This is a genomic window from Herbaspirillum camelliae (genome assembly GCF_001929405.1).
GTDB classification, from domain to species: Bacteria; Pseudomonadota; Gammaproteobacteria; order Burkholderiales; family Burkholderiaceae_D; genus Herbaspirillum; species Herbaspirillum seropedicae.
The window spans coordinates 1-23,858 of record NZ_KV880769.1 but is presented as its reverse complement, the minus strand read 5'-3'; the positions used below and the strand labels follow the sequence as shown (position 1 = coordinate 23,858).

The 23,858-nt window shown below is 60.0% G+C and carries 21 protein-coding genes, 2 tRNA genes and 3 rRNA genes; 17 read left to right on the top strand and 9 right to left on the bottom strand.

Going from position 1 to position 23,858, the window contains the following annotated elements; all coding sequences use genetic code 11:
* The first annotated feature begins 3 nt into the window (after positions 1-3).
* The 7 genes from BGK68_RS00120 to BGK68_RS00090 all read left to right on the top strand — a co-directional run bounded on the left by BGK68_RS00120 (position 4) and on the right by BGK68_RS00090 (position 6,793).
* Complete coding sequence (locus BGK68_RS00120) at positions 4-456, top strand: HIT family protein (RefSeq protein ID WP_075255401.1); 453 nt, start codon at positions 4-6, stop codon at positions 454-456.
* A gap of 77 nt (positions 457-533) precedes the next feature.
* Positions 534-956, top strand: coding sequence for a gamma-butyrobetaine hydroxylase-like domain-containing protein (locus BGK68_RS00115; RefSeq protein ID WP_075255400.1), 423 nt, complete (start codon positions 534-536; stop codon positions 954-956).
* An 84-nt stretch (positions 957-1,040) separates the two neighbouring features.
* On the top strand, positions 1,041-1,775 hold the full coding sequence (ubiE, locus tag BGK68_RS00110; protein WP_075255399.1) for a bifunctional demethylmenaquinone methyltransferase/2-methoxy-6-polyprenyl-1,4-benzoquinol methylase UbiE: 735 nt from the start codon (positions 1,041-1,043) through the stop codon (positions 1,773-1,775).
* Positions 1,776-1,903: 128 nt separating this feature from the next.
* The gene (locus BGK68_RS00105; protein WP_075255398.1) at positions 1,904-2,866 is read left to right on the top strand and encodes a Tim44 domain-containing protein; all 963 of its coding nucleotides are present in this window, start codon (positions 1,904-1,906) and stop codon (positions 2,864-2,866) included.
* 190 nt (positions 2,867-3,056) lie between these two features.
* Positions 3,057-3,665, top strand: coding sequence for a ubiquinone biosynthesis accessory factor UbiJ (locus BGK68_RS00100; protein WP_083657692.1), 609 nt, complete (start codon positions 3,057-3,059; stop codon positions 3,663-3,665).
* On the top strand, positions 3,665-5,239 hold the full coding sequence (gene ubiB / locus BGK68_RS00095; RefSeq protein WP_075255397.1) for a ubiquinone biosynthesis regulatory protein kinase UbiB: 1,575 nt from the start codon (positions 3,665-3,667) through the stop codon (positions 5,237-5,239). Before BGK68_RS00100 ends, ubiB begins: the two co-directional genes overlap by 1 nt.
* 57 nt (positions 5,240-5,296) lie before the next feature.
* Entirely contained in the window at positions 5,297-6,793 is a 1,497-nt protein-coding gene (locus BGK68_RS00090) for an MFS transporter (protein WP_075255396.1), read from the top strand.
* A gap of 7 nt (positions 6,794-6,800) precedes the next feature.
* On the opposite strand, the gene BGK68_RS00085 is transcribed toward BGK68_RS00090, so the two are convergent.
* On the bottom strand, positions 6,801-7,727 hold the full coding sequence (locus BGK68_RS00085) for a LysR family transcriptional regulator (protein WP_075255395.1): 927 nt from the start codon (positions 7,725-7,727) through the stop codon (positions 6,801-6,803).
* A 164-nt stretch (positions 7,728-7,891) separates the two neighbouring features.
* Here BGK68_RS00085 and BGK68_RS00080 point away from each other — a divergent pair, with 164 nt between their 5' ends.
* Complete coding sequence (locus tag BGK68_RS00080) at positions 7,892-8,665, top strand: 3-oxoacyl-ACP reductase family protein (protein WP_075255394.1); 774 nt, start codon at positions 7,892-7,894, stop codon at positions 8,663-8,665.
* Between the two features lie 74 nt (positions 8,666-8,739).
* On the opposite strand, the gene trpC is transcribed toward BGK68_RS00080, so the two are convergent.
* The 6 genes from trpC to rpe form a co-directional block, all read right to left on the bottom strand.
* The gene (gene trpC / locus BGK68_RS00075) at positions 8,740-9,540 is read right to left on the bottom strand and encodes an indole-3-glycerol phosphate synthase TrpC (RefSeq protein ID WP_075255393.1); all 801 of its coding nucleotides are present in this window, start codon (positions 9,538-9,540) and stop codon (positions 8,740-8,742) included.
* Positions 9,541-9,583: 43 nt separating this feature from the next.
* Positions 9,584-10,621: an anthranilate phosphoribosyltransferase gene (gene trpD, locus BGK68_RS00070; protein ID WP_075255392.1), complete on the bottom strand. Its 1,038-nt coding sequence runs from the start codon at positions 10,619-10,621 to the stop codon at positions 9,584-9,586.
* A 26-nt stretch (positions 10,622-10,647) separates the two neighbouring features.
* On the bottom strand, positions 10,648-11,223 hold the full coding sequence (locus tag BGK68_RS00065) for an aminodeoxychorismate/anthranilate synthase component II (RefSeq protein ID WP_075255391.1): 576 nt from the start codon (positions 11,221-11,223) through the stop codon (positions 10,648-10,650).
* Positions 11,224-12,720 carry an anthranilate synthase component I gene (trpE, locus tag BGK68_RS00060; RefSeq protein WP_075255390.1) on the bottom strand — a complete coding sequence of 499 codons (1,497 nt, stop codon included), beginning with the start codon at positions 12,718-12,720 and terminating at the stop codon, positions 11,224-11,226.
* Positions 12,721-13,054: 334 nt separating this feature from the next.
* A complete protein-coding gene (locus BGK68_RS00055; protein ID WP_075255389.1) occupies positions 13,055-13,735 on the bottom strand; it encodes a phosphoglycolate phosphatase in 681 nt (226 codons plus the stop codon).
* Positions 13,736-13,779: 44 nt separating this feature from the next.
* Positions 13,780-14,445, bottom strand: coding sequence for a ribulose-phosphate 3-epimerase (rpe, locus tag BGK68_RS00050; RefSeq protein ID WP_006465098.1), 666 nt, complete (start codon positions 14,443-14,445; stop codon positions 13,780-13,782).
* Positions 14,446-14,639: 194 nt separating this feature from the next.
* Between rpe and apaG the strand changes: the two genes are divergently transcribed.
* A complete protein-coding gene (gene apaG / locus BGK68_RS00045; protein ID WP_013235822.1) occupies positions 14,640-15,014 on the top strand; it encodes a Co2+/Mg2+ efflux protein ApaG in 375 nt (124 codons plus the stop codon).
* A gap of 32 nt (positions 15,015-15,046) precedes the next feature.
* Here the strand turns inward: apaG and BGK68_RS27940 are convergent, their stop codons facing one another.
* Positions 15,047-15,202 carry a hypothetical protein gene (locus tag BGK68_RS27940; RefSeq protein ID WP_198937142.1) on the bottom strand — a complete coding sequence of 52 codons (156 nt, stop codon included), beginning with the start codon at positions 15,200-15,202 and terminating at the stop codon, positions 15,047-15,049.
* Here BGK68_RS27940 and mltA point away from each other — a divergent pair.
* Positions 15,201-16,433 (top strand): murein transglycosylase A, encoded by a 1,233-nt coding sequence (gene mltA, locus BGK68_RS00040; RefSeq protein ID WP_075255388.1) that lies wholly within the window; start codon positions 15,201-15,203, stop codon positions 16,431-16,433. The genes BGK68_RS27940 and mltA overlap by 2 nt on opposite strands.
* A gap of 83 nt (positions 16,434-16,516) precedes the next feature.
* On the opposite strand, the gene BGK68_RS00035 is transcribed toward mltA, so the two are convergent.
* Positions 16,517-16,954 (bottom strand): universal stress protein, encoded by a 438-nt coding sequence (locus tag BGK68_RS00035; RefSeq protein ID WP_075255387.1) that lies wholly within the window; start codon positions 16,952-16,954, stop codon positions 16,517-16,519.
* A gap of 215 nt (positions 16,955-17,169) precedes the next feature.
* Here BGK68_RS00035 and BGK68_RS00030 point away from each other — a divergent pair, with 215 nt between their 5' ends.
* The 7 genes from BGK68_RS00030 (at position 17,170) to rrf (ending at position 23,825) form a co-directional block, all read left to right on the top strand.
* Entirely contained in the window at positions 17,170-17,946 is a 777-nt protein-coding gene (locus BGK68_RS00030; RefSeq protein ID WP_013235819.1) for an enoyl-CoA hydratase, read from the top strand.
* 299 nt (positions 17,947-18,245) lie between these two features.
* Positions 18,246-18,425 carry a hypothetical protein gene (locus BGK68_RS27250; RefSeq protein ID WP_143432923.1) on the top strand — a complete coding sequence of 60 codons (180 nt, stop codon included), beginning with the start codon at positions 18,246-18,248 and terminating at the stop codon, positions 18,423-18,425.
* A 176-nt stretch (positions 18,426-18,601) separates the two neighbouring features.
* A 16S ribosomal RNA gene (locus BGK68_RS00025) occupies positions 18,602-20,134 on the top strand.
* A gap of 119 nt (positions 20,135-20,253) precedes the next feature.
* Positions 20,254-20,330 (top strand) — tRNA-Ile (locus BGK68_RS00020).
* A 7-nt stretch (positions 20,331-20,337) separates the two neighbouring features.
* Positions 20,338-20,413, top strand: a tRNA-Ala gene (locus BGK68_RS00015).
* 287 nt (positions 20,414-20,700) lie between these two features.
* Positions 20,701-23,572, top strand: a 23S ribosomal RNA gene (locus BGK68_RS00010).
* A 140-nt stretch (positions 23,573-23,712) separates the two neighbouring features.
* Positions 23,713-23,825: ribosomal RNA gene (rrf, locus tag BGK68_RS00005) — 5S ribosomal RNA — on the top strand.
* The 16S, 23S and 5S rRNA genes sit together here with 2 tRNA genes alongside, the layout of an rRNA operon.
* Positions 23,826-23,858: the final 33 nt, after the last annotated feature.

Below are 23,858 nucleotides of genomic sequence, written 5' to 3'. Positions count from 1 at the left end.
GCCATGAGCGCATCTGTGGTCCCCGCCTGCGAGCTGTGCGCCGGAGACGGCGGTGAAGTGCTGTGGCAGCACCCGGCTTTCCGGGTGGTGCTGGTGGACGAAGCCGATTACCCGGGCTTTTGCCGTGTGATCTGCCATGAGCACGTCAAGGAAATGACCGACCTCGCTCCGGCGCAGCGCACCTTGATGGCCAATGCGGTGTGGGCGGTGGAAGCTGCGCTGCGCGAAGTCATGCAGCCCGAGAAGGTCAACCTGGCTACGCTGGGCAATATGACGCCGCACGTGCACTGGCATGTGATTCCGCGCTTTACCGACGACCGTCATTTCCCCAGCCCGGTCTGGGCCGAGCCGCGCCGGCCCGCTGACGCCCCCAGCATTGCAGCGCGTCGTGCGCTGCTGCCGCAGTTGCGCGAAGCCGTGCGCCGGCAGCTCGATGCGGCGGGTTTGACGGCCTGATCTGCACCTGCAATCCCGGTCTGGAATGACCAGGCCGGGATTGCGTTTCCTCTCACGAATTTCACAAGGGAGAGCCCATGAGCGCCCCGTCTTCTCCGGTTCCCGTTTCCTTCAAGGTGCGCAAGCTCTCGCGCGTGGTCGAAGTCGAGTTCGATGATGGCGTGATGTATGCGCTGCCTTTCGAACTGATGCGCGTCTATTCGCCCTCGGCTGAAGTGCGCGGCCACGGTCCTGGTCAGGAAGTACTGCAGACCGGCAAGCGCGATGTGGAAATCCACGGCATCGAACCGGTCGGCAACTATGGCGTCAAACCGCTGTTTTCCGATGGTCACGCCAGCGGCATCTTCACCTGGGATTACCTCTACCAGCTCGGCCGCGACCAGGCCGCGATGTGGGAAGCCTATCTGCAGAAACTGGAAGCCGCCGGTTTTACGCGGGAAAGCGGGCGCGATCATCAGCCCGAGGCGGTTGGCGGCCACGGTTGCGGTCATTCGCACTGAGCCTCAAGCCCTGCTGCTGATCCAGGGCAAGCTCTGCGCTGGCCCGTCTCTTATAATGTCGTCTTCATCGTTACAGGCCCAGCCATGACCAACACCACCCATTTCGGTTACGAAACCGTCAAAGAAGAAGAAAAGGTCCGCAAGGTCGCGGAAGTGTTCCACTCCGTCGCCGCCAAGTACGACGTGATGAACGATTTCATGTCGGCGGGCCTGCATCGCATCTGGAAGGCATTCACCATCGCCCAGGCTGGCATCCGTCCTGGCTTCAAGGTGCTCGACATTGCCGGCGGCACTGGCGACCTGTCCAAGGCCTTTGCCAAGCAGGCCGGCCCCAGCGGTGAAGTCTGGCATACCGACATCAACGAATCCATGCTGCGCGTGGGCCGCGATCGCCTACTCAACCAGGGCATCGTCACCCCCACCATGCTGTGCGATGCCGAGAAGCTGCCCTTCCCGGACAACTACTTCGACCGCGTCTCGGTGGCCTTCGGCCTGCGCAACATGACCCACAAGGATGCCGCCCTGGCCGAGATGCGCCGTGTGCTCAAACCTGGCGGCAAGCTGCTGGTGCTGGAATTCTCCAAGGTCTGGGAACCGCTGAAGAAGCCCTATGACGTCTATTCCTTCTCGGTCCTGCCATGGCTGGGCAAGAAGGTGGCCAACGACGCCGACAGCTATCGCTACTTGGCCGAATCGATCCGCATGCACCCCGACCAGGAAACCCTGAAGCAGATGATGGAACAGGTGGGCCTGGAGCGCGTGCAATACTTCAACCTGACTGCCGGTGTGGCCGCGCTGCATACGGGCATTAAGATGTAAGAAATGCTGGGCGCAGCGGCATTAAGACTGGCTTAATTCTGCCCGGCGACAATGACCGCTCCGAATCGACGGGCTTGCTTTTTCATTGGCCGCCCGCCATCTCGGCATCATCCACAAGAGGCAAGCCCATGAAAAAACTCCTGCTCGCACTGCTGCTGTCGATCACCTCGCTATCCCTGATCATGTCACCCGCCGAGGCCAAGCGCCTGGGCGGTGGCGGCTCCTTCGGCAAGCAATCGTCCAATTACTCGCGCCAGGCGGCGCCGTCCTCGCCGTCTTCGCCCTCCTACAGCCAGCCTTCGGCCACCCCGTATCGTCCTTCGACGCCGGCGGCCACGCCGCAAAGCGCGCCCATGCCCAAGCCTGCCAGTCCCTGGCGCAATGTGCTGGGCGGCGCCTTGCTGGGCTTTGGCCTGGGTGCGCTGATGTCGCACTTCGGCATTGGCGGCGCCATGGGCGGCATGCTGGGTTCGCTGCTGACCATCGCGCTGCTGTGCGCGGCGGTGATCTTCCTGATCCGCATGTTTGCCCGGGGCCGTGAGGCGCAGAACAATAATCCCGCCTATGCCACGCCCATGCCTGGTGTGAGCCCGATCGGCAGCGCTGCCGGCGCGACCCCCGAAATCGGTTCCGGGCTGCGCGACGTCAACCCGCCGCCCGCCCTGCAAGGCAACGCCTATGGCACTGCGGCCCAGCCAGCGCAGATCCAGCAATGGGGCATTCCGGAAGGGTTTGATACGGCCGGCTTCGTGCGCAATGCCAAGACCTATTTCATCCGCCTGCAGGCGGCGTGGGATCGCGCCGATGTCAACGACATCCGCGAATTCACCACCCCCGAGATGTTTGCCGAGCTGCGCATGCAATTGACCGAACGGGGACCCGCCCCCAATGCCACCGACGTGGTCCAGCTGGATGCGCAACTGCTGGGCATCGAGACCATGGCCTTCGATTACCTGGCCACGGTGCGCTTCCAGGGACTGATCAAGGAAGCCCCGGATGCCTCGGCCGAACCCTTCGCCGAAATCTGGAACCTGTCCAAGCCGCTCAACGGCAGCGGCGGCTGGGTGCTGGCCGGCATCCAGCAGGTGTAGCCTGTAGCTGGTGGCCGGTGCCGGATCAAGGAACCCGCCTGGTGCGAACCTTGCCTGCCGGCCAAGCTGTTACACTTGAAACCGCCCGGCTTTTGCGGGCGGTTTTGTTTTTGCGGCGCTGATTGCCCGGCTGACCGCGTTTTGTCTTTGTCCTTGTTATTGAATCTGGCCTAACCCGCCTTTGGAATCCATGTCCGTGCTGCCCGATCCCGCCACGTTTGCCCTCGACCCGATGAAACCCGCCGCAGCGGCGATCAACCATCTGCTGGCGCAGGAGCCGTGGGCGCGCAACACGCTCATCGCCCATGCCGGCAAGGTGGCCTGCATCGATACCGGCGTCATGCAGCTGCGCCTGAAAGTGGCCGGCGATGGCTATCTGCAGGATGTGCCCGCTGATGCGCCCGCCAATGTCACCATCCGTATCAAGCTTTCCGACCTGCCGCTGATCGCCGCCAACCGCGAGCGCGCCGTGTCCTACGTCAAGCTGGAAGGCGATGCCGATTTCGCCAATGCAATCTCGCAACTGAGCCAGAAGCTGCGCTGGGATGCCGAGGATGACCTGTCCCGCGTGGTCGGCGACGTCGCCGCCACCCGCATCGTCTCCGGCGCGCACGGCCTGTTCGAGGCGGCCCGCACCACCGGCCGCAAGCTTACCGAAAACCTTGCCGAGTATTTCCTGGAAGAACAACCGATGCTGATCCGCCCCCGCCAGTTGCAGGACTTTTCCGCCGATGTCGTGCGTCTGCGCGATGATCTGGAACGCCTGTCCAAGCGCATCGAGAAGCTGGAGCGTCGCTGATGCTGCTGCGTTCCATGCGTCTGCTCAAGATCATCCGCGTGGCCATTCTCTATGGCCTGGATGAAATCATCGCCTCTGAATTCGCGCCGCCGCGCATTGCCCGCATCATCAACCGCATCTTCTTCTGGCGCGACCTGTCCGCGCCGCGCGGGGAGCGCTTGCGTCGCGCGCTGGAAGACCTCGGTCCTATCTTCATCAAGTTCGGCCAGGTGCTCTCGACCCGGCGCGACCTGATGCCGCCAGACATCGCCAACGAGCTGACCTTGCTGCAGGATCGCGTGCCGCCCTTCGATTCCGAACTGGCGGTCAAGCAGATCGAGAAATCGCTGGGCGCGCATCCGGACCTGCTCTTCGCCACCTTCGAGCGCACTCCGGTGGCCTCGGCCTCGATTGCCCAGGTCCACTTCGCCACCCTGAAGGATGGCAAGGAAGTCGCCGTCAAGGTGCTGCGTCCTGGCATGCGCGACATCATCGACCACGATATCGGCCTCATGCACGTCGCCGCCGACTGGCTGGAACGGCTGTGGGCCGATGGCCGGCGCCTGAAGGCCAAGGAAGTCGTGGGTGAGTTCGACAAGTACCTGCACGACGAACTCGACCTCATGCGCGAAGCCGCCAACGCCAGCCAGTTGCGCCGCAATTTCGCCGAGTCCACGCTCTTGATGGTGCCGGAGATGTACTGGGATTATTGCTCGTCCTCGGTGATCGTGATGGAGCGCATGCATGGCATCCCCATCTCGCAGACCGAGCGCCTGCGCGCTGAGGGTGTGGACCTGTCCAAGCTCTCGCGCGATGGCGTGGAGATCTTCTTCACCCAGGTGTTCCGCGACGGCTTCTTCCATGCCGACATGCACCCCGGCAACATCCTGGTGTCGGTGGCGCCGGAGAGCTTTGGCCGCTATATCGCGCTGGACTTCGGCATCGTCGGCACGCTCAATGATTTCGACAAGGATTACCTGTCGCAGAATTTCCTGGCCTTCTTCCGCCGCGACTACAAGCGCGTGGCCGAGGCGCACATCGAGTCCGGCTGGGCGCCCAAGGATACCCGCGTCGATGAACTGGAAGCGGCGGTGCGCGCCTGCTGCGAACCGATCTTCGATCGGCCCTTGAAGGACATCTCCTTCGGTCAGGTGCTGTTGCGCCTGTTCCAGACCTCGCGCCGCTTCAATGTGGAAGTGCAGCCGCAACTGGTGCTGCTGCAGAAGACCTTGCTCAACGTCGAAGGCCTGGGTCGTCAGCTCGATCCCGACCTCGACCTGTGGAAGACCGCCAAGCCCTACCTGGAACGCTGGATGAGCGAACAGATCGGCTGGCGCGGTTTCGTCGAACAGCTGAAGGTGGAAGTGCCGCGCTACAGCCGCCTGCTGCCCGAGCTGCCGCGCCTGGTGCATCAGGCCTTGACGCGCTATACCGAAGGCGAGAGCCAGCCGCAGAATACCGAGCTGATCCGCAAGCTGCTGGCCGAGCAGCGGCGCACCAATATGCTCCTGGGTGTGATCGTCTATTTTGGTGGCGGGCTCATTGGTGGTGTCATCGTGATCCAGCTGCTGGTGCACTTCCTGAAGTTCTATTGATATTGATATAAATAATTTTGGGAATATAGATCATTCTCCTCATGCAAGCGCCGGCACATGCCGGCGTTTCGCATGGGACTTCCAAAAGACAGAGGCGGAAACAACGTGGGAACCAACGACAACAGCCAGACCGATGCACGCGTGCGCATGTTGCCCTACATCGTGGCGGCGACCTTCTTCATGGAATACCTGGACACCACCATCATCGCCACGGCCCTGCCGCAGATGGCGCAGTCCTTTGGTGTCGGCCCCAACGAACTGAGCCTGGGCATGACCGCCTACATGCTTACGCTGGCGGTCTTCATCCCCATCAGCGGGTGGGTGGCGGACCGCTTCGGTTCGCGCACGGTGTTCGGCATGGCCATTGCCATCTTCACGCTGGCGTCCATCCTGTGCGGCTTTTCCCAGAACGTCTGGGAGTTCACTGCCGCCCGTGTGCTGCAGGGGCTGGGCGGGGCAATGATGGTGCCGGTCGGGCGCATGATCGTGGTGCGCAGCACCGGCAAGGAGAGGCTGATGAAAGCCATCGCCACCATCACCTGGCCGGCCATCGTGGCGCCGGTGGTGGGGCCGTCCATCGGTGGCTTTATCACCACCTATGCCTCGTGGCACTGGATATTCCTGATGAACGTGCCGTTCGGTCTTGCTGCCTTCACTGCGGTGATGATGGTGGTGCGCAATGAACATGGCGTGAGCAAGCGACCGCTGGACCTGGTCGGCTTCCTGCTCTCGGGCGCGGCGCTGACCTCGCTCTTGTATGGCACCGAAATCGCCAGCCACATGGAATCCAACATCAAGGTGGCGCTCGGCTTCGTGGCGCTGGGTGTGGTGTTGGGGTATGGCGCTTGGCGTCACATGCAGCGCATCGAACATCCACTGCTGGATTTTTCCAACTTGCGCATCCCGACCTATTCGGTGACGGTGCTGACCGGTTCGCTCACGCGCATCGGCGTGGATGCCGTGCCTTACCTGATGCCACTGATGTTCCAGATCGGTTTCGGCCTGACCGCCTTCCAGTCGGGCTTGCTGCTGCTGGCCACCGCCCTGGGCAACCTCGGCATGAAGGCCTTTACCACGCGCATCCTGCAGCGCTTCGGTTTTCGCAGCGTGGCGGTCAACAATGCCGCCATCGCGGGTTGCCTCATCATCGCTTGCGGCTTGTTGACGCCCGCGACACCGTTGCCGGTGATCCTGGGCGTGATCTTCTGTTACGGCTTGTCACGCTCGATGCAGTTCTCGACCTTGGCCACGCTGGCCTATGCGGATATCAGCGATGCCCGCAAGTCTTCGGCCAGCACGCTCTGGAGCGTGGCGCAGCAGATGACCATCGGCATGGGCATCGCCTTCGGCGCGCTGGCCTTGCGCATCGCCGCTGCACTGCGTGGCGAGGAGATCGATGCCAGCGGTGCGCATTTCACCCTGGGCGATTTCCAGTGGGCCTTTGCCATGGCTGGCGTGGTGACCTTGATATCGGTGCTCGGTTATCGCGGCCTGGCGCGCGATGCCGGCAGCAATATCGGCGGCGGCATGCGGGCCGCGCAGGGCAAGCGCTGAACAGCCCCTAGCGCTGTGCGGAAAAGCGCTCGGCCAGCCGCTCGCGGCGGAAGTGCTCCACCACGAAGTCGACGAAGACGCGGGTCTTGGCCGGCAGCAGTCTGGCTGCCGTGAAGTAGAGCGAGAGCATGCCGGTGTCGACATACCAGTCCGGCAGCACTCGTACCAGCGTGCCGCGGTCCAGATAGAGCAGGGCGTGCGGCATCGATACCAGCGTGATGCCCAGTCCGGCCTCGGCCACTTCGCAGGCGGCATTGGCGTCGCTCATCGTCATGCGTTGCTGCAGCGTGACCGGGGCCTGCTGGCCGCTGCGGTCGCGCAGCGAGAAGGGCCGCACGCGGCCGGTCTGCGGCGAGCGGATCAGGATGCCGGCATGCTCGGCCAGATCGGCCGGCGAGTGCAGCGGTGGGTGCGCATCCAGGTAAGCGGGCGACGCCAGCAAGACCCGGTGCGCCGGCGCCAGCTCACGCGCCACCACGCCGGGTGACAGCTCGGTACCGCCGGCGATGGCGGCGTCGAAGCCTTCGCTGATGAGATCGACCGGGCGGTTCTCGAAATGCCAGTCCGGCTGGATGCCCGGATATCTCCCCAGGAACTCCCCCAGCAACGGCACGATGTATTGCCGCCCGAACCCCGTCCCCATGCTGACCTTGAGCGTGCCGGCCGGCTGCCCGCCCGCGCTGGCCAGGTTGGCTACGGCACTGCGGATGGCTTGCAGGCCGCCGCCGACTTCTTGCAGGAAGCGTTCGCCTGCTTCGGTCAGCGAGAGCTTGCGGGTGCTGCGATGAAACAGTCGCACGCCCAGTGAAGTCTCCAGCCGCGCCACGTTCTTGCCCACCGCCGCCGAGGTCAGGCCGAGCTGGCGCGCCGCCGCCGAAAAGCTGCCGGCGTGGGCCGCAGCGACGAAGCATTCAATGCGGGTCATGGTTTCCATCGCTCGATTCTAAACCAATGGTTTAAAAAGAAGATAGGGATTGCCGGCTAGTCGTCACATAATCAAACGCCGATACTTGCTTCAACCCGGACGCACACAGCAGCCCACAGAACACACAGGCGCAGGCCGACGGGGTCAACCCATCACCTTCAAGGAGCAAGATCATGAGCAAGCAAGACCAACAAGCCGCCGTTTCCCCCTCCACCCTGGTTTCCAAGGTTGCCTTCGTGCAAGGCGGTTCACGCGGCATCGGCGCGGCCATCGTGCAGCGCCTGGCCGCCGAGGGCGCGACCGTCGCCTTCACCTACGTCAGCTCGCCGGACAAGGCGCAAGCGCTGGTCTCCAGCGTGCAAGCCAAGGGCGGCCGCGCCCTGGCGATCCAGGCCGACAGCGCGGATGCTGCCGCCCTGCAACAAGCCATCCGCTTGGCCGCCGAGACCTTTGGCCGCCTCGATATCCTGGTCAACAATGCTGGCGTGCTGGCCATGGGGCCGCTGGACCAATTCAAGCTGGAAGACCTGGACCGCACCCTGGCCGTGAATGTGCGCAGCGTCTTCGTCGCGACCCAGGAGGCGGCGCGCTACATGGGCGAGTGTGGCCGCGTCATTAGCATCGGCAGCACCAATGCCGACCGCATTCCCTTTGCCGGCGGCGCGGTCTATGCCATGAGCAAGTCAGCGCTGGTCGGTCTGACCAAGGGCCTTGCACGTGACCTGGGTCCGCGCGGCATCACCGTCAACAATGTCCAGCCCGGCCCGGTGGATACCGACATGAACCCGGCCAGCGGTGACTTCGCCGCCTCCCTGACGGGCTTGATGGCGCTGCCGCGCTATGGCAAGGCCGACGAGATCGCCAGCTTCGTGGCTTACCTGGCAGGCCCTGAAGCGGGTTACATCACGGGCGCCAATCTCATGATTGATGGTGGTTTCTCGGCCTGATCGCCTGAGTTGCAGGAATAAAAAAACCTCGCGCCGGCAATCACCGGGCGAGGTTTTCGTTGCGTGTACGCGGATCAGGCGAACAGCCGCGCCAGCTCCACGCCCGGTTCAGGGGCGCGCATGAAGGCCTCACCGACCAGGAAGGCATGCACGTCGGCGTCGCGCATGCGCTTGACGTCGTCCGGTGTGGCGATGGCCGATTCGGTCACCACCAGTTTTTCCGGCGGGATGCGCGGCAGCAGGTTCAGGGTGGTATCGAGGGTGGTCTCGAAGGTGCGCAGGTTGCGGTTGTTGATGCCCAAGAGACGCGTCTTCAGCTTCAGCGCCGCATCCAGCTCGGCGCTGTCGTGGACTTCCACCAGCACGCTCATGCCCAGCTCATGGGCGCAGGCTTCCATGTCGGCCATGAGGCCATGGTCCAGCGCCGCCACGATCAGCAGGATGGCGTCCGCCCCCCAGGAGCGCGCCTGATAGATCTGGTAATGGTCCATCACGAAATCCTTGCGCAGCACCGGTAGGGCGCAGGCGGCCCGTGCTTGCTTGAGGTAGTCCGGCGAGCCCTGGAAGAACTGTTCATCGGTGAGTACCGACAGACAGGCCGCGCCATGTTCGGCATAGCTCACGGCGATCTCGGCGGGCTTGAAGTCGGGACGGATCACGCCCTTGGAGGGCGAGGCTTTCTTGACTTCGGCAATCACGCCGGCCTGGCCGTTGGCGATCTTCTCGCGCAGGCTCTCTTCGAAGTTGCGCAGTTCGGAACGCAGCTCGCTGTCGGTTTCGACATCGCGGCGCAGGCTGGCGAGGTCGCGCTCTTTCTTGGCGATACGGACTTCCTCGGCCTTGACGTCGAGGATCTTGTTGAGGATGTCGGACATGGGGCTCCTGTCAGGTATCGGGTATCTGGTATCGGATGTCGGCTCAGTGCTTGCCACCGAGCTGGCGGGTCACCTGGACGAACTGGTCCAGCTTGGCGCGCGCCGCGCCGGAGGCGATGGTGGCGCGCGCGGTCTGCAGGCCTTCGGCAATCGAGGGCGCAACACCGGCCGCATACAGAGCGGTGGCGGCATTGATGACTACGATGTCGTGTACCGGACCGGGTTCCCCGCGCAGGGCTTCGAAGATCTTTTCCTTCGATTCGGCCGCATTGCCGACCTGCAAGTTGCGGCTGGCAAACATGGACAGGCCGAAGTCTTCCGGATGGATCTCGTACTCGCGGATTTCGCCATTGATGAGCTCGCCCACCATGGTGGCGCCGCCCAGCGTGACTTCATCCAGGTTGTCGCGGCCCCAGACCACGATGGCGTGCTGCGCGCCCAGGCGTTGCAGCACGCGCACCTGGATGCCGACCAGGTCGGGGTGGAACACGCCCATGAGGATGTTGGGCGCCCCCGCCGGATTGGTCAGCGGACCGAGGATGTTGAAGATGGTGCGCACGCCCAGCTCCTTGCGCACCGGCGCGGCGTGCTTCATGGCGGCGTGGTGGTTGGGGGCGAACATGAAGCCGATGCCGGTCTGGGCGATCGATTGCGCCACTTGCTCGGGTTGCAGGTTGATGTCCGCACCGAGGGCTTCGAGCACGTCGGCGCTGCCGGACGAGGACGACACGCTGCGCCCGCCATGCTTGGCCACGCGCGCACCGGCCGCCGCGGCCACGAACATGGAGGCGGTGGAAATGTTGAAGGTGTGCGCGCCATCGCCGCCGGTGCCGACGATGTCGAGCAGGCGCGAGGTATCAGCCATTGGCACCTTGGTAGCGAATTCGCGCATGACCTGGGCGGCGGCGGCGATCTCGCCGATGCTTTCCTTCTTCACGCGCAGGCCCATGGTGAGGGCCGCGATCATCACCGGCGACATCTCCCCGCTCATGATCTGGCGGAACAGGGTCAGCATTTCATCGTGGAAGATTTCGCGGTGTTCGATACAGCGCAGCAGCGCTTCTTGGGGAGTGATGGACATATCTTGTCTCGTCTCGTGTAGTGGTCTCAGCCGCGGGCGCTGCCGGTCAGGAAGTTCTTGAGCAGGGCGTGGCCGTGTTCGGAGAGGATGGATTCGGGGTGGAACTGCACGCCTTGCAGGTCGAACTCCTTGTGGCGCACGCCCATGATCTCGCCATCATCGGTCCATGCCGTCACTTCCAGGCAATCCGGCAGGGTGGCGCGTTCGATGGCCAGCGAGTGGTAGCGGATCACGGTGTAGGGGGTGGGCAGGTCCTTGAAGACACCCACGCCGGTGTGGGCGATCTTGGAGGTCTTGCCATGCATCACCTGCTTGGCGCGGATGATGTTGCCGCCGAAGGCTTCGCCGATGGCCTGGTGGCCCAGGCACACGCCCAGGATGGGCAGCTTGCCCGAGAATTCCTTCAGCAGGTCCACGCAGATGCCGGCTTCCTTGGGGCTGCAGGGGCCGGGGGAGAGGCAGATGCGCTCGGGGTTCAGTTTCCTGATGTCATCCAGCGTGATCTCGTCATTGCGGATGGTCAGCACCTCTTCGCCCAGCTCGCCGAAGTATTGCACCAGGTTGTAGGTGAAGGAGTCGTAGTTGTCGATCATCAGCAGCATTTAGATTTCTCCGTCCAGGCCATCTTGCACTTGTTCAGCAGCGCGCAGTACGGCACGCGCCTTGTTTTCGGTTTCTTCCCATTCCATTTCCGGCACCGAGTCGGCCACGATGCCGGCGGCGGCCTGCACGTAGAGCGTGCCATCCTTGATGACGCCGGTACGGATGGCAATGGCCACATCCATCTCGCCACCGAAGGAGAGATAGCCGCAGGCGCCGCCATAGATGCCGCGCTTGGTCGGCTCCAGTTCGTCGATGATTTCCATGGCGCGCACCTTGGGCGCGCCCGAGAGGGTGCCGGCCGGGAAGGTGGCCTTGAGCACATCCAGGTTGGACATGCCGGGCTTCAAGATGCCTTCGACGTTGGAGACGATGTGCTGCACGTGGGAATATTTTTCGATCACCATCTGGTCGGTGACCTTGACGCTGCCGGTGGTGGCGATGCGGCCAATGTCGTTGCGGGCCAGGTCGATGAGCATCACGTGTTCGGCGATTTCCTTGGGATCGGCCAGCAGTTCGCGCGCCAGTTGCTCATCGCGCTCGATGGTGGAGCCGCGCGGACGGGTGCCGGCCAGCGGGCGGATGGTGATCTTCTTCTGTCCTTCGCCGATGGATTCGTTGCGCACCAGGATTTCCGGCGAGGCGCCGACGATCTGCATGTCGCCGAAGTTGTAGAAGTACATGTAGGGCGAGGGGTTCAGCGAACGCAGTGCGCGGTACAGCATCAGCGGCGAATCCACATAGGATTTCCTGAGGCGCTGGCCGATCTGCACCTGCATCAGGTCGCCGGCCATCACGTATTCCTTGGCGCGCGCTACGGCCTTGAGGTATTCGTCCTTGGGGAATTCGCGGATGGTTTCGGTGCGCACTGAACCGGTGGTCACCGGTGCATCGGCCGGGCGGCGCAGCATGGCGCGCAGGTCGCGCAGGCGCTGGCGGCCACGGGAGAAGGCTTCCGGCTGGGTAGGGTCGGCGTAGACGATCAGGTAGAGCTTGCCGGAGAGGTTGTCGATGACGGCCAGTTCTTCGGTCAGCAGCAGCTGGATGTCGGGCAGGCCCAGCGTATCCTTGGGAGCGCTGTCTTCCAGGCGTTTCTCGATGTAGCGCACGGCGTCATAGCCGAAGTAGCCAGCCAGGCCGCCGCAGAAGCGCGGCATGCCGGGGCGGATGGCGACCTTGAAGCGGGATTGGTACTCGGCGATGAATTCCAGCGCATTGCCTTCGGCGGTTTCGATGACCACGTCATTCTTCAGCACTTCGATCTGCTTGCCGCTGCAGCGGATCTTGGTCGAGGCGGGCAGGCCAATGAAGGAATAGCGGCCGAAGCGCTCGCCGCCCACGACCGATTCCAGCAGGAAGGTGTTCTTGCCGGTGTGGTGGCTTTGGGCCAGCTTGAGATAGAGCGTCAGCGGGGTTTCCAGGTCGGCGAAGGCTTCGGCGATCAGGGGGATGCGGTTGTAGCCTTCGGTGGCCAGCGATTTGAATTCGAGTTCGGTCATGTTTCACTCCAGACCGCCATTGTAGGGTACGCGGGCTTGCCCACTGGCGGTGTGCAGGCGCAATGCGCGATGCACACGATGACCGTGGACAGCGGCGGACTCTCGTCAGCGGTGTCGTTAAGGAAAATACGGGGGATGCGGGTACTACAACAAACGACCCGGCACGCAGGTGCGGCCAGGTCCAGGCCTCATTTACAGAGCCTGGAATTGCCAGCGTCGCCACAGCCAGGCCTCAGGGGCGGCTGTCGGTTGAGCGGTTCGTTTGTTGTTACGAAACATTGATGTGGGGTCGCGGTTGGATCTTCGGTCTATCGACCGGCAGGCTGACAGGGCGTCAGTCCACCGAGATTTGCTGCGCTGCTTCTACAAGCGTCGAAACTATACCATCCGAATCGACGTCGTGTATAGATTCTCCGTGGTTGTATCCATACGGAACATTGAGGACCCGGCAACCCGCCGCGCGGGCGGCCTGGGCGTCGTTGCTGGAGTCGCCGATGGCCAGCACCTGCGCCGGCTCGAGGGCGAAATCCTGGCACACCTGCAGCAGCGGCATGGGATCGGGCTTCTTCTTGGGGAAGGAATCGCCCCCGTAGACGATCTCGAAGAAATCACGCAGGCCCTTCTTCTGCAGCAGCGGTACGGCAAAGGCCAGCGGCTTGTTGGTCACGCAGGCCAGGCGCAGGCCCTTGCTGCGCAGGGCTTGCAGGCCTTCGAGCACGCCCGGGTAGAGCGAGGAATAGTCGCCGTTGATGGCCAGGTAGTGCTCGGTATAGGCCGTCAGCGCCTGCTGGAAGTATTGCGCGGCCTCGTCTTCGGCGTAGTCCACGGCCAGCACGCGGCGGATCAGGTTCTCGGTGCCCTTGCCGACGAAGTTGACGATGGTTTCCTGGGACAGGGGCGTGAGACCCAGGTCGTCACGCATGCGGTTCACCGCCACGTGAAAGTCGGCGGCGGTATCCAGCATGGTGCCGTCGAGGTCGATGATGGCGGCCTTGATATTGGTCAGCTTGCTCATATGCCTGGGAAACCTTGTCGTCTGTTCGTGGAAGGGCAGGCCGATCAGACCTGGGCCAGCTCGGCGCGCATGGCGTCGATGACGGCCTTGTAGTCCGGCTTGCCGAAGATGGCCGAGCCGGCCACGAAGGTGTCCGCACCGGCGCGGGCGGCGGCGGCGATGTTCTCGACTTTGATGCCGCCATCGACTTCCAGCAGGATGTCGCGGCCGGACTCATCGATGCGGCGGCGCACTTCGGCGATCTTCTTCAGGGCTTCGGGAATGAAGGACTGGCCGCCGAAACCGGGGTTGACCGACATGATCAGGACCATGTCCAGCTTGTCCATCACGTGATCCAGGTAGTGCAGCGGCGTGCCGGGGTTGAACACCAGGCCGGCCTTGCAGCCATTGTCGCGGATCAGTTGCAGCGAGCGGTCGATGTGCTCGGAGGCTTCCGGGTGGAAGGTGATGAGGTTGGCGCCGGCCTTGGCGAAATCGGGAATGATGCGGTCCACCGGCTTGACCATCAGGTGGACGTCGATGGGGACTTGCACATGCGGGCGGATCGCCTCGCACACCAGCGGGCCGATGGTGAGGTTGGGGACATAATGGTTGTCCATCACGTCGAAGTGGATGAAATCGGCGCCGGCGGCGACGACATTGCGCACTTCCTCGCCCAGGCGGGCGAAATCGGCGGACAGGATGCTGGGGGCGATACGGTAGGTCGGCATGGCTGTAAAGAAAGGATGGCTGAATCGACGGCGGCGCCGGCGGCAAAGGCGTTATTCTACCTTGTCGCGAGCCCCTGACGAGCTTGGCTGGCGTGGCGGCTTGCGCTGGGTGCGGAATTCGTGTGCAATCGGGGGTGGCTGCCCCGATGCTTCATCGATGGGCGGCCAGCCACATTCACAAGACAGGAAATTCCATGGCAGCGTATGAGTTCACGGTGACGGTCAAGACCCAGTACCTGGAGGAACAATCCGATCCATCGCGTTCGCACTACGTGTTCGCCTATGCGATCACCATCGTCAATACCGGCACCGTGCCGGCCCAGCTGATCTCGCGCCACTGGGTCATCACCGACGCCAACAACCACGTCGAGGAAGTGCGCGGGCTGGGCGTGGTGGGGCACCAGCCCTTCCTGCAGCCGGGCGAACAGTTCGAATACACCAGCGGCACCTCGCTCAAGACGCCCCAGGGCAGCATGCACGGGGAATACTTCTGCGTGGCCGAGGATGGCGAGCAGTTCGACGTGCGCATTCCAGAATTTGTCCTCTCGCTGCCGCGCACCCTGCACTGACGTGCAGGGTTTGGCGCAGGCCAGCGGATTTTTCAGCGCGGTCCGCTGTCTGTGGTCTCGCGCGCTGTCTTCTGTTGCCTGCCCACGGGTCTGCCATTCTTTTCCTTGCGGCCCGAGAACATGGTCCACCAGACGATGAAGACCAGCACGAAGAAGGCGGCGCAAGCCTCCAGGATCAACCACAACATGAATCTGTCTCCGATGTCATTGAATCGTTTCACCAAGCTTTCTTCGCTCCGGCGTCTCAGTGTACCCGCAATGGCCATCTCGGTCGCGGTCCTGCTGGCGGCCTGCCAGACCACCCCCGTCACCACGCCCGGCGTGAGCCAGCCCTCACCCCGCCCGACGGCCCAGCCCGGCCCGGCCATGCGCGCCACCAGCTTCTCGCAGTTGCCAGGATGGAACAATGACGACCTGCGCGAGGCCTGGCCGGCAGTGCAATCGTCCTGTTCGGTGATGATCCGCAAGCCGGAGTGGCGTGCCGCCTGCGGTGCGGCCCAGCAGGTCAATGGCAGTGACCTCGGCCTGCTGCGTCAGTATTTCGAGACCTACTTCACGCCTTACCAGCTCTACAACCAGGACGGCACCGATACCGGCCTGGTCACCGGCTACTACGAACCTCTGCTGCGCGGTTCGCGCCGACGCAGCGGCCCCTACCAGACACCGCTGTACCAGGCCCCGGACGACCTGTTGACCATCGACATGGCCAGCGTCTATCCGGAATTGAAGAACCTGCGCCTGCGCGGCAAGGTGGTCGGCCGCAAGGTCGTGCCTTACCCCGCCCGGGCCGAGCTGATGCAGGGCAATGCGCTGGCCGGCAAGGAAATCGTCTGGGTGGATGATCCGGTGGAGGCCTTCTTCCTGCAGGTGCAGGGTTCGGGCCGTGTCTATCTGCCCGAGTCGCGCGAGACCATTCGCCTGGCCTATGCCGATCAGAATGGCCGTCCTTACAAATCCATCGGGCGTTATCTGGTAGACAAGGGGGAGATGGAACTGTCACAGGCCTCGGCCCAGAACATCAAGGCCTGGGTCCAGGCCAATCCCGCACGCAAGGAAGAGTTGCTCAACGCCAACCCCAGCTATGTCTTCTTCAAGGAAGAGAAGCTGCCTGATCCCTCGAAGGGGCCGAAGGGCGCGCAGGGCATCCCGTTGACGCCGCAGCGCTCCATCGCCATCGATCCGCAGCATGTGCCGCTGGGCGCGCCGGTATTCCTGGCTACGACCCTGCCTAATAGCGATCGTCCCCTGCAGCGACTGGTGGTGGCGCAGGATACCGGCGGCGCCATCCGTGGGGTGGTGCGGGCAGACTATTTCTGGGGCTTTGGCGACGAGGCCGAGGATCGCGCTGGTTCGATGAAGCAGCGCGGGATGATGTGGGTGTTGCTGCCCAAAGGAATGACGCCGCCGTCGGGTAATTGATCGATATTTCTTCCCGGAAATGAAAAAGCCTGATCTCATCCGGGATCAGGCTTTTTTTGCGTCGCGGTGACGGCCGGCTTTGCTTAGCGCAACACCAGCACCGGAATGGTCGAATGGGTCAGCACCTTCTGCGTCTTGCTGCCCAGGAAGATGCGCGAGAGTCCGCTGCGACCGTGCGATGCCATGAAGATCGCGTCGCAGCCGTGCAGTTGCGCCGCCTTGATGATTTCCTCATCGGGATTGAAGGACATGACGATCTCGGTCTGGCAGGGAACGCCAGCCGCTGTGGCGGCATCGGTGATTTTCTTGATGTGCTGTTGGGCCAGGGTCTTGACGTTCTCTTCGTAGAGCGCCGGGTCGATGGCCATGGAGCTTTCGGCCAGCGGCGAGAAGGGGTAGGGTTCGGCCACCGTGATGCCGATCAGGCTTGCGCCGCTGTTTTTGGCATAGTCCACCGCAGTGGCAATGGCCTTGTCCGAGCGTTCGGAGCCGTCGGTGGGAACGAGTATGGTCTTGAACATGGTGGCCTCCTTATATAGATCAATGATGCGCCACAGGGGACGCTGATGGGATGACTCAAATATAGTCTTGCACCGCCGCGCCTGCATGAAATTATGGACAGTCATTGCGCCAGGTCGGACTTCCTCCCGATTTTTGCCTTATTCTTGCGGTTCGCCATGACGGTTTGCTGCCACGCCGTCACCGCCACCCGATTCATCGATAAGAAGGAGACCCTATGAGCTACGAAAATATCCAGGTCGAGACCCACGAGAAGGTCGGCCTGATCCGCCTGCACCGCCCCAAGGCCCTCAATGCTCTGAGCGACGGCCTCATGACCGAGCTGGGCGAGGCCCTGCTGGCCTTCGACGCGCAGGAAGAGATCGGCTGCATCATCATCACCGGCAGCGAGAAGGCCTTTGCCGCAGGCGCCGATATCAGCGCCATGGCCGGCTATGACTATATGGATGTCTTCAAGGGTGAGTTCATTACCCGCAACTGGGAAACCCTGCGCCGCATCCGCAAGCCGGTGATTGCGGCGGTGGCCGGCTACGCGCTGGGTGGCGGCTGCGAACTGGCGATGATGTGTGATTTCATCATTGCCGCTGACAACGCCAAGTTCGGCCAGCCCGAGATCAAGCTGGGCATCGTGCCCGGCGCCGGCGGCACCCAGCGCCTGCCGCGTGCGGTGTCCAAGGCCAAGGCCATGGATCTGGCCTTGACCGGACGTATGATGGATGCCGAGGAGGCCGAGCGCGCCGGGTTGGTCTCGCGCATCGTGGCCGCGGACAAGCTGCTGGAGGAAGCCATGGCTGCAGCGATCATCATTGCCGAGATGCCACGCCAGGTGGCCATGATGGTGAAGGACTCGGTCAATCGCGCCTATGAGACTACGCTCTCGGAAGGGATGAAGTATGAGCGGGCGCTCTTCTATAGCTGCTTTGCTACTGAAGACCAGAAGGAGGGGATGAAGGCCTTCCTGGAAAAACGCCAGCCGGTATTCAAGCATTCCTGATCGATTACCGTGATCGATAATGGCCGCCCGCCAGGGCGGCCATTATTTTTTTGTGAGGAGGTGGGCCCTAGCGCAGCCCGCAAAGCCTTGTCTCTTCTGGATTTGCGAGCGATGACGGTGAGGGTGTCGGGGCTGTTTTCTAAATTATTTCAATTATTTTTCAAAAAGGGCTTGCGCGGCTGCAGGTGGGTTGCTATAGTTCGCCCCCTGCTGACGCGACACACGAAGCGAAGTTGAAAAACAAAGCGACAGATGTCGGCGAAGCAATGAGTAGTGGGGCAGTTTGTAGGGCGTTTTAAATGGAAGTAGTCGAAGCGGTAAGTTCAGCGAAGACGAAAAAATTTAAAACGAATCGCAAAAAAGTAGTTGACGCGATAAACAAGCTGCTACATAATCTCGTTTCTCTGCTGCTGACGAACAAAACGATTCGCAGCGATGCAAACAGCGCCAAGCGCGTTTGCGACAGACAAGATCTTTAAAAATTAACAGCCGATAAGCGTGGGCGTTTAATGAAGTGCGACAGAACTTCGGTTCTGGAAACTTTAAACATTAAATGCTCACAAGAAATATAGGTAAGATCGCAAGAAATTACCTGTCAGTATTTTGAGAGAGCGATGCCCTTCGGGGTAGCCAGAAATGGCACAAAACAGAGATTAAACTAAAGAGTTTGATCCTGGCTCAGATTGAACGCTGGCGGCATGCCTTACACATGCAAGTCGAACGGCAGCATAGGAGCTTGCTCCTGATGGCGAGTGGCGAACGGGTGAGTAATATATCGGAACGTGCCCTAGAGTGGGGGATAACTAGTCGAAAGACTAGCTAATACCGCATACGATCTACGGATGAAAGTGGGGGATCGCAAGACCTCATGCTCCTGGAGCGGCCGATATCTGATTAGCTAGTTGGTGGGGTAAAAGCCTACCAAGGCAACGATCAGTAGCTGGTCTGAGAGGACGACCAGCCACACTGGGACTGAGACACGGCCCAGACTCCTACGGGAGGCAGCAGTGGGGAATTTTGGACAATGGGGGCAACCCTGATCCAGCAATGCCGCGTGAGTGAAGAAGGCCTTCGGGTTGTAAAGCTCTTTTGTCAGGGAAGAAACGGTAGTAGCTAATATCTATTACTAATGACGGTACCTGAAGAATAAGCACCGGCTAACTACGTGCCAGCAGCCGCGGTAATACGTAGGGTGCAAGCGTTAATCGGAATTACTGGGCGTAAAGCGTGCGCAGGCGGTTGTGTAAGTCAGATGTGAAATCCCCGGGCTCAACCTGGGAATTGCATTTGAGACTGCACGGCTAGAGTGTGTCAGAGGGGGGTAGAATTCCACGTGTAGCAGTGAAATGCGTAGATATGTGGAGGAATACCGATGGCGAAGGCAGCCCCCTGGGATAACACTGACGCTCATGCACGAAAGCGTGGGGAGCAAACAGGATTAGATACCCTGGTAGTCCACGCCCTAAACGATGTCTACTAGTTGTCGGGTCTTAATTGACTTGGTAACGCAGCTAACGCGTGAAGTAGACCGCCTGGGGAGTACGGTCGCAAGATTAAAACTCAAAGGAATTGACGGGGACCCGCACAAGCGGTGGATGATGTGGATTAATTCGATGCAACGCGAAAAACCTTACCTACCCTTGACATGGATGGAATCCCGAAGAGATTTGGGAGTGCTCGAAAGAGAACCATCACACAGGTGCTGCATGGCTGTCGTCAGCTCGTGTCGTGAGATGTTGGGTTAAGTCCCGCAACGAGCGCAACCCTTGTCATTAGTTGCTACGAAAGGGCACTCTAATGAGACTGCCGGTGACAAACCGGAGGAAGGTGGGGATGACGTCAAGTCCTCATGGCCCTTATGGGTAGGGCTTCACACGTCATACAATGGTACATACAGAGGGCCGCCAACCCGCGAGGGGGAGCTAATCCCAGAAAGTGTATCGTAGTCCGGATTGGAGTCTGCAACTCGACTCCATGAAGTTGGAATCGCTAGTAATCGCGGATCAGCATGTCGCGGTGAATACGTTCCCGGGTCTTGTACACACCGCCCGTCACACCATGGGAGCGGGTTTTACCAGAAGTGGGTAGCCTAACCGCAAGGAGGGCGCTCACCACGGTAGGATTCGTGACTGGGGTGAAGTCGTAACAAGGTAGCCGTATCGGAAGGTGCGGCTGGATCACCTCCTTTCTAGAGTGCGCACGAAGTTAAGCGTCCACACTTATCGGCTGTAATTCAAAGAACAGTTATTTGGTGAAGCGCGGTCCGTGACACAACGTCATCGACTGGCTACTGATACTGATCCAAGCGGGTCTGTAGCTCAGCTGGTTAGAGCACCGTGTTGATAACGCGGGGGTCGTTGGTTCGAGCCCAACCAGACCCACCAAGGTTTCGGGGGTTTAGCTCAGCTGGGAGAGCACCTGCTTTGCAAGCAGGGGGTCGTCGGTTCGATCCCGTCAACCTCCACCAAGAAATATCAAACCTAAGTCAGCGTCGCCAACGCAAGACGTAGTGATTTAGGTTTGATCTTTTACGATCAATGGCTGTTTTTGTTCTTTAACAATCTGGAAGAAGTAAAGATTCATTTAAACGATCGCCAGGACTTCGGTTCTTGCGAAAGTAAAAATGGGTGTGATTGTATCAATCAAAGTATTACGAAGTGATCTTAGCAATTAGAAGACTTACTTTGGAATACGGCAAACGCTAAAACTCAACGCTTCTTTATAACGCTCTTGCAAAAGAGGCTAACGTTATAGGAACAAGCGAATAAGTGCACATGGTGGATGCCTTGGCGATTACAGGCGATGAAGGACGTAGTAGCTTGCGATAAGCTGCGGGGAGCTGGCAAACGAGCTTTGATCCGCAGATTTCCGAATGGGGAAACCCGGCCGTAAGGTCATCGTTATCTGAATACATAGGGTAACGAAGCGAACGTGGCGAACTGAAACATCTAAGTAGCTACAGGAAAAGAAATCAACCGAGATTCCCAAAGTAGTGGCGAGCGAAATGGGATCAGCCTGCAAGATTTAGCATCAACGATAGCAAAACGGAATGGAAAGTCCGGCCATAGAGGGTGATAGCCCCGTATGCGAAATCGATGGTGTGGAACTAGGCTTGCGACAAGTAGGGCGGGACACGTGAAATCCTGTCTGAACATGGGGGGACCATCCTCCAAGGCTAAATACTCGTAATCGACCGATAGTGAACCAGTACCGTGAGGGAAAGGCGAAAAGAACCCCGGAAGGGGAGTGAAATAGATCCTGAAACCGTGTGCATACAAACAGTAGGAGCCCTGTAAGGGGTGACTGCGTACCTTTTGTATAATGGGTCAGCGACTTACATTCAGTGGCAAGCTTAACCGAATAGGGAAGGCGTAGAGAAATCGAGTCCGAATAGGGCGTTCAGTCGCTGGGTGTAGACCCGAAACCAAGTGATCTATCCATGGCCAGGTTGAAGGTGCGGTAACACGCACTGGAGGACCGAACCCACTAATGTTGAAAAATTAGGGGATGAGCTGTGGATAGGGGTGAAAGGCTAAACAAACTTGGAAATAGCTGGTTCTCTCCGAAAACTATTTAGGTAGTGCCTCAAGTATCACCATCGGGGGTAGAGCACTGTTATGGCTAGGGGGTCATCGCGACTTACCAAACCATTGCAAACTCCGAATACCGATGAGTGCGAGCTTGGGAGACAGACGCCGGGTGCTAACGTCCGACGTCAAGAGGGAAACAACCCAGACCGCCAGCTAAGGTCCCAAAGATTGGCTAAGTGGAAAACGAAGTGGGAAGGCTAAAACAGTCAGGAGGTTGGCTTAGAAGCAGCCATCCTTTAAAGAAAGCGTAATAGCTCACTGATCGAGTCGTCCTGCGCGGAAGATGTAACGGGGCTAAGCCAGTCACCGAAGCTGCGGATATCCGTAAGGATATGGTAGGAGAGCGTTCTGTAAGCCTGTGAAGGTGTCTTGTAAAGGATGCTGGAGGTATCAGAAGTGCGAATGCTGACATGAGTAGCGATAATGCGGGTGAAAAGCCCGCACGCCGTAAGCCCAAGGTTTCCTGTTCAACGTTCATCGGAGCAGGGTGAGTCGGCCCCTAAGGCGAGGCAGAGATGCGTAGCTGATGGGAAGCAGGTTAATATTCCTGCACCGTCGTTAGATGCGATGGGGGGACGGATCGCGGAAGGTTGTCCGACTGTTGGAATAGTCGGTTTTTGCATCGAAGAAGGCTGTTAGGCAAATCCGGCAGCGTAATTCAAGGGTGTGAGACGAGCGAACTTGTTCGCGAAGCAATCGGAAGTGGTTCCAAGAAAAGCCTCTAAGCTTCAGTCTAACGAGACCGTACCGCAAACCGACACAGGTGGGCGAGATGAGTATTCTAAGGCGCTTGAGAGAACTCGGGAGAAGGAACTCGGCAAATTGGTACCGTAACTTCGGGATAAGGTACGCCCAAGTAGTTTGACTGGCCTGCGCCAGAAGGACAAAAGGGTTGCAATAAAATGGTGGCTGCGACTGTTTAATAAAAACACAGCACTCTGCAAACACGAAAGTGGACGTATAGGGTGTGACGCCTGCCCGGTGCTGGAAGATTAAATGATGGGGTGCAAGCTCTTGATTGAAGTCCCAGTAAACGGCGGCCGTAACTATAACGGTCCTAAGGTAGCGAAATTCCTTGTCGGGTAAGTTCCGACCTGCACGAATGGCGTAACGATGGCCACACTGTCTCCTCCCGAGACTCAGCGAAGTTGAAATGTTTGTGATGATGCAATCTACCCGCGGCTAGACGGAAAGACCCCATGAACCTTTACTGTAGCTTTGCATTGGACTTTGAACCAATCTGTGTAGGATAGGTGGGAGGCTTTGAAGCAGGGACGCTAGTCTCTGTGGAGCCAACCTTGAAATACCACCCTGGTTTGTTTGAGGTTCTAACCTTGGTCCGTTATCCGGATCGGGGACAGTGCATGGTAGGCAGTTTGACTGGGGCGGTCTCCTCCCAAAGTGTAACGGAGGAGTTCGAAGGTACGCTAGGTACGGTCGGACATCGTGCTAATAGTGCAATGGCATAAGCGTGCTTAACTGCGAGACTGACAAGTCGAGCAGGTACGAAAGTAGGACATAGTGATCCGGTGGTTCTGTATGGAAGGGCCATCGCTCAACGGATAAAAGGTACTCTGGGGATAACAGGCTGATTCCTCCCAAGAGTTCATATCGACGGGGGAGTTTGGCACCTCGATGTCGGCTCATCACATCCTGGGGCTGTAGCCGGTCCCAAGGGTATGGCTGTTCGCCATTTAAAGTGGTACGTGAGCTGGGTTTAAAACGTCGTGAGACAGTTTGGTCCCTATCTGCCGTGGGCGTTGGAAGTTTGAAGGGGGCTGCTCCTAGTACGAGAGGACCGGAGTGGACGAACCTCTGGTGTATCGGTTGTCACGCCAGTGGCATTGCCGAGTAGCTAAGTTCGGAAGAGATAACCGCTGAAAGCATCTAAGCGGGAAACTCGCCTTGAGATGAGACTTCCCGGGAACTAGATTCCCCTAAAGGGTCGTTCGAGACCAGGACGTTGATAGGTCAGGTGTGGAAGCGCAGTAATGCGTTAAGCTAACTGATACTAATTGCCCGTGCGGCTTGTTCCTATAACATTAGCTCTGTTATAGACAAGTTGAGCATATATTGTGTTTGCCCTAGTGCATCACACCCCAAGAATCTATTAAATACTTCTTCCAGTTTGGGTTAGTTGCTGCTCGATCGAGAGCAACTGACTTTACAAGTTATGCCTGATGACTATAGCAAGTTGGTACCACCCCTTCCCATCCCGAACAGGACCGTGAAACGACTTCGCGCCGATGATAGTGCTGCAACCAGTGTGAAAGTAGGTCATCGTCAGGCTTGTTACTCCCAAGAACCCTCGTTACGAAAGTA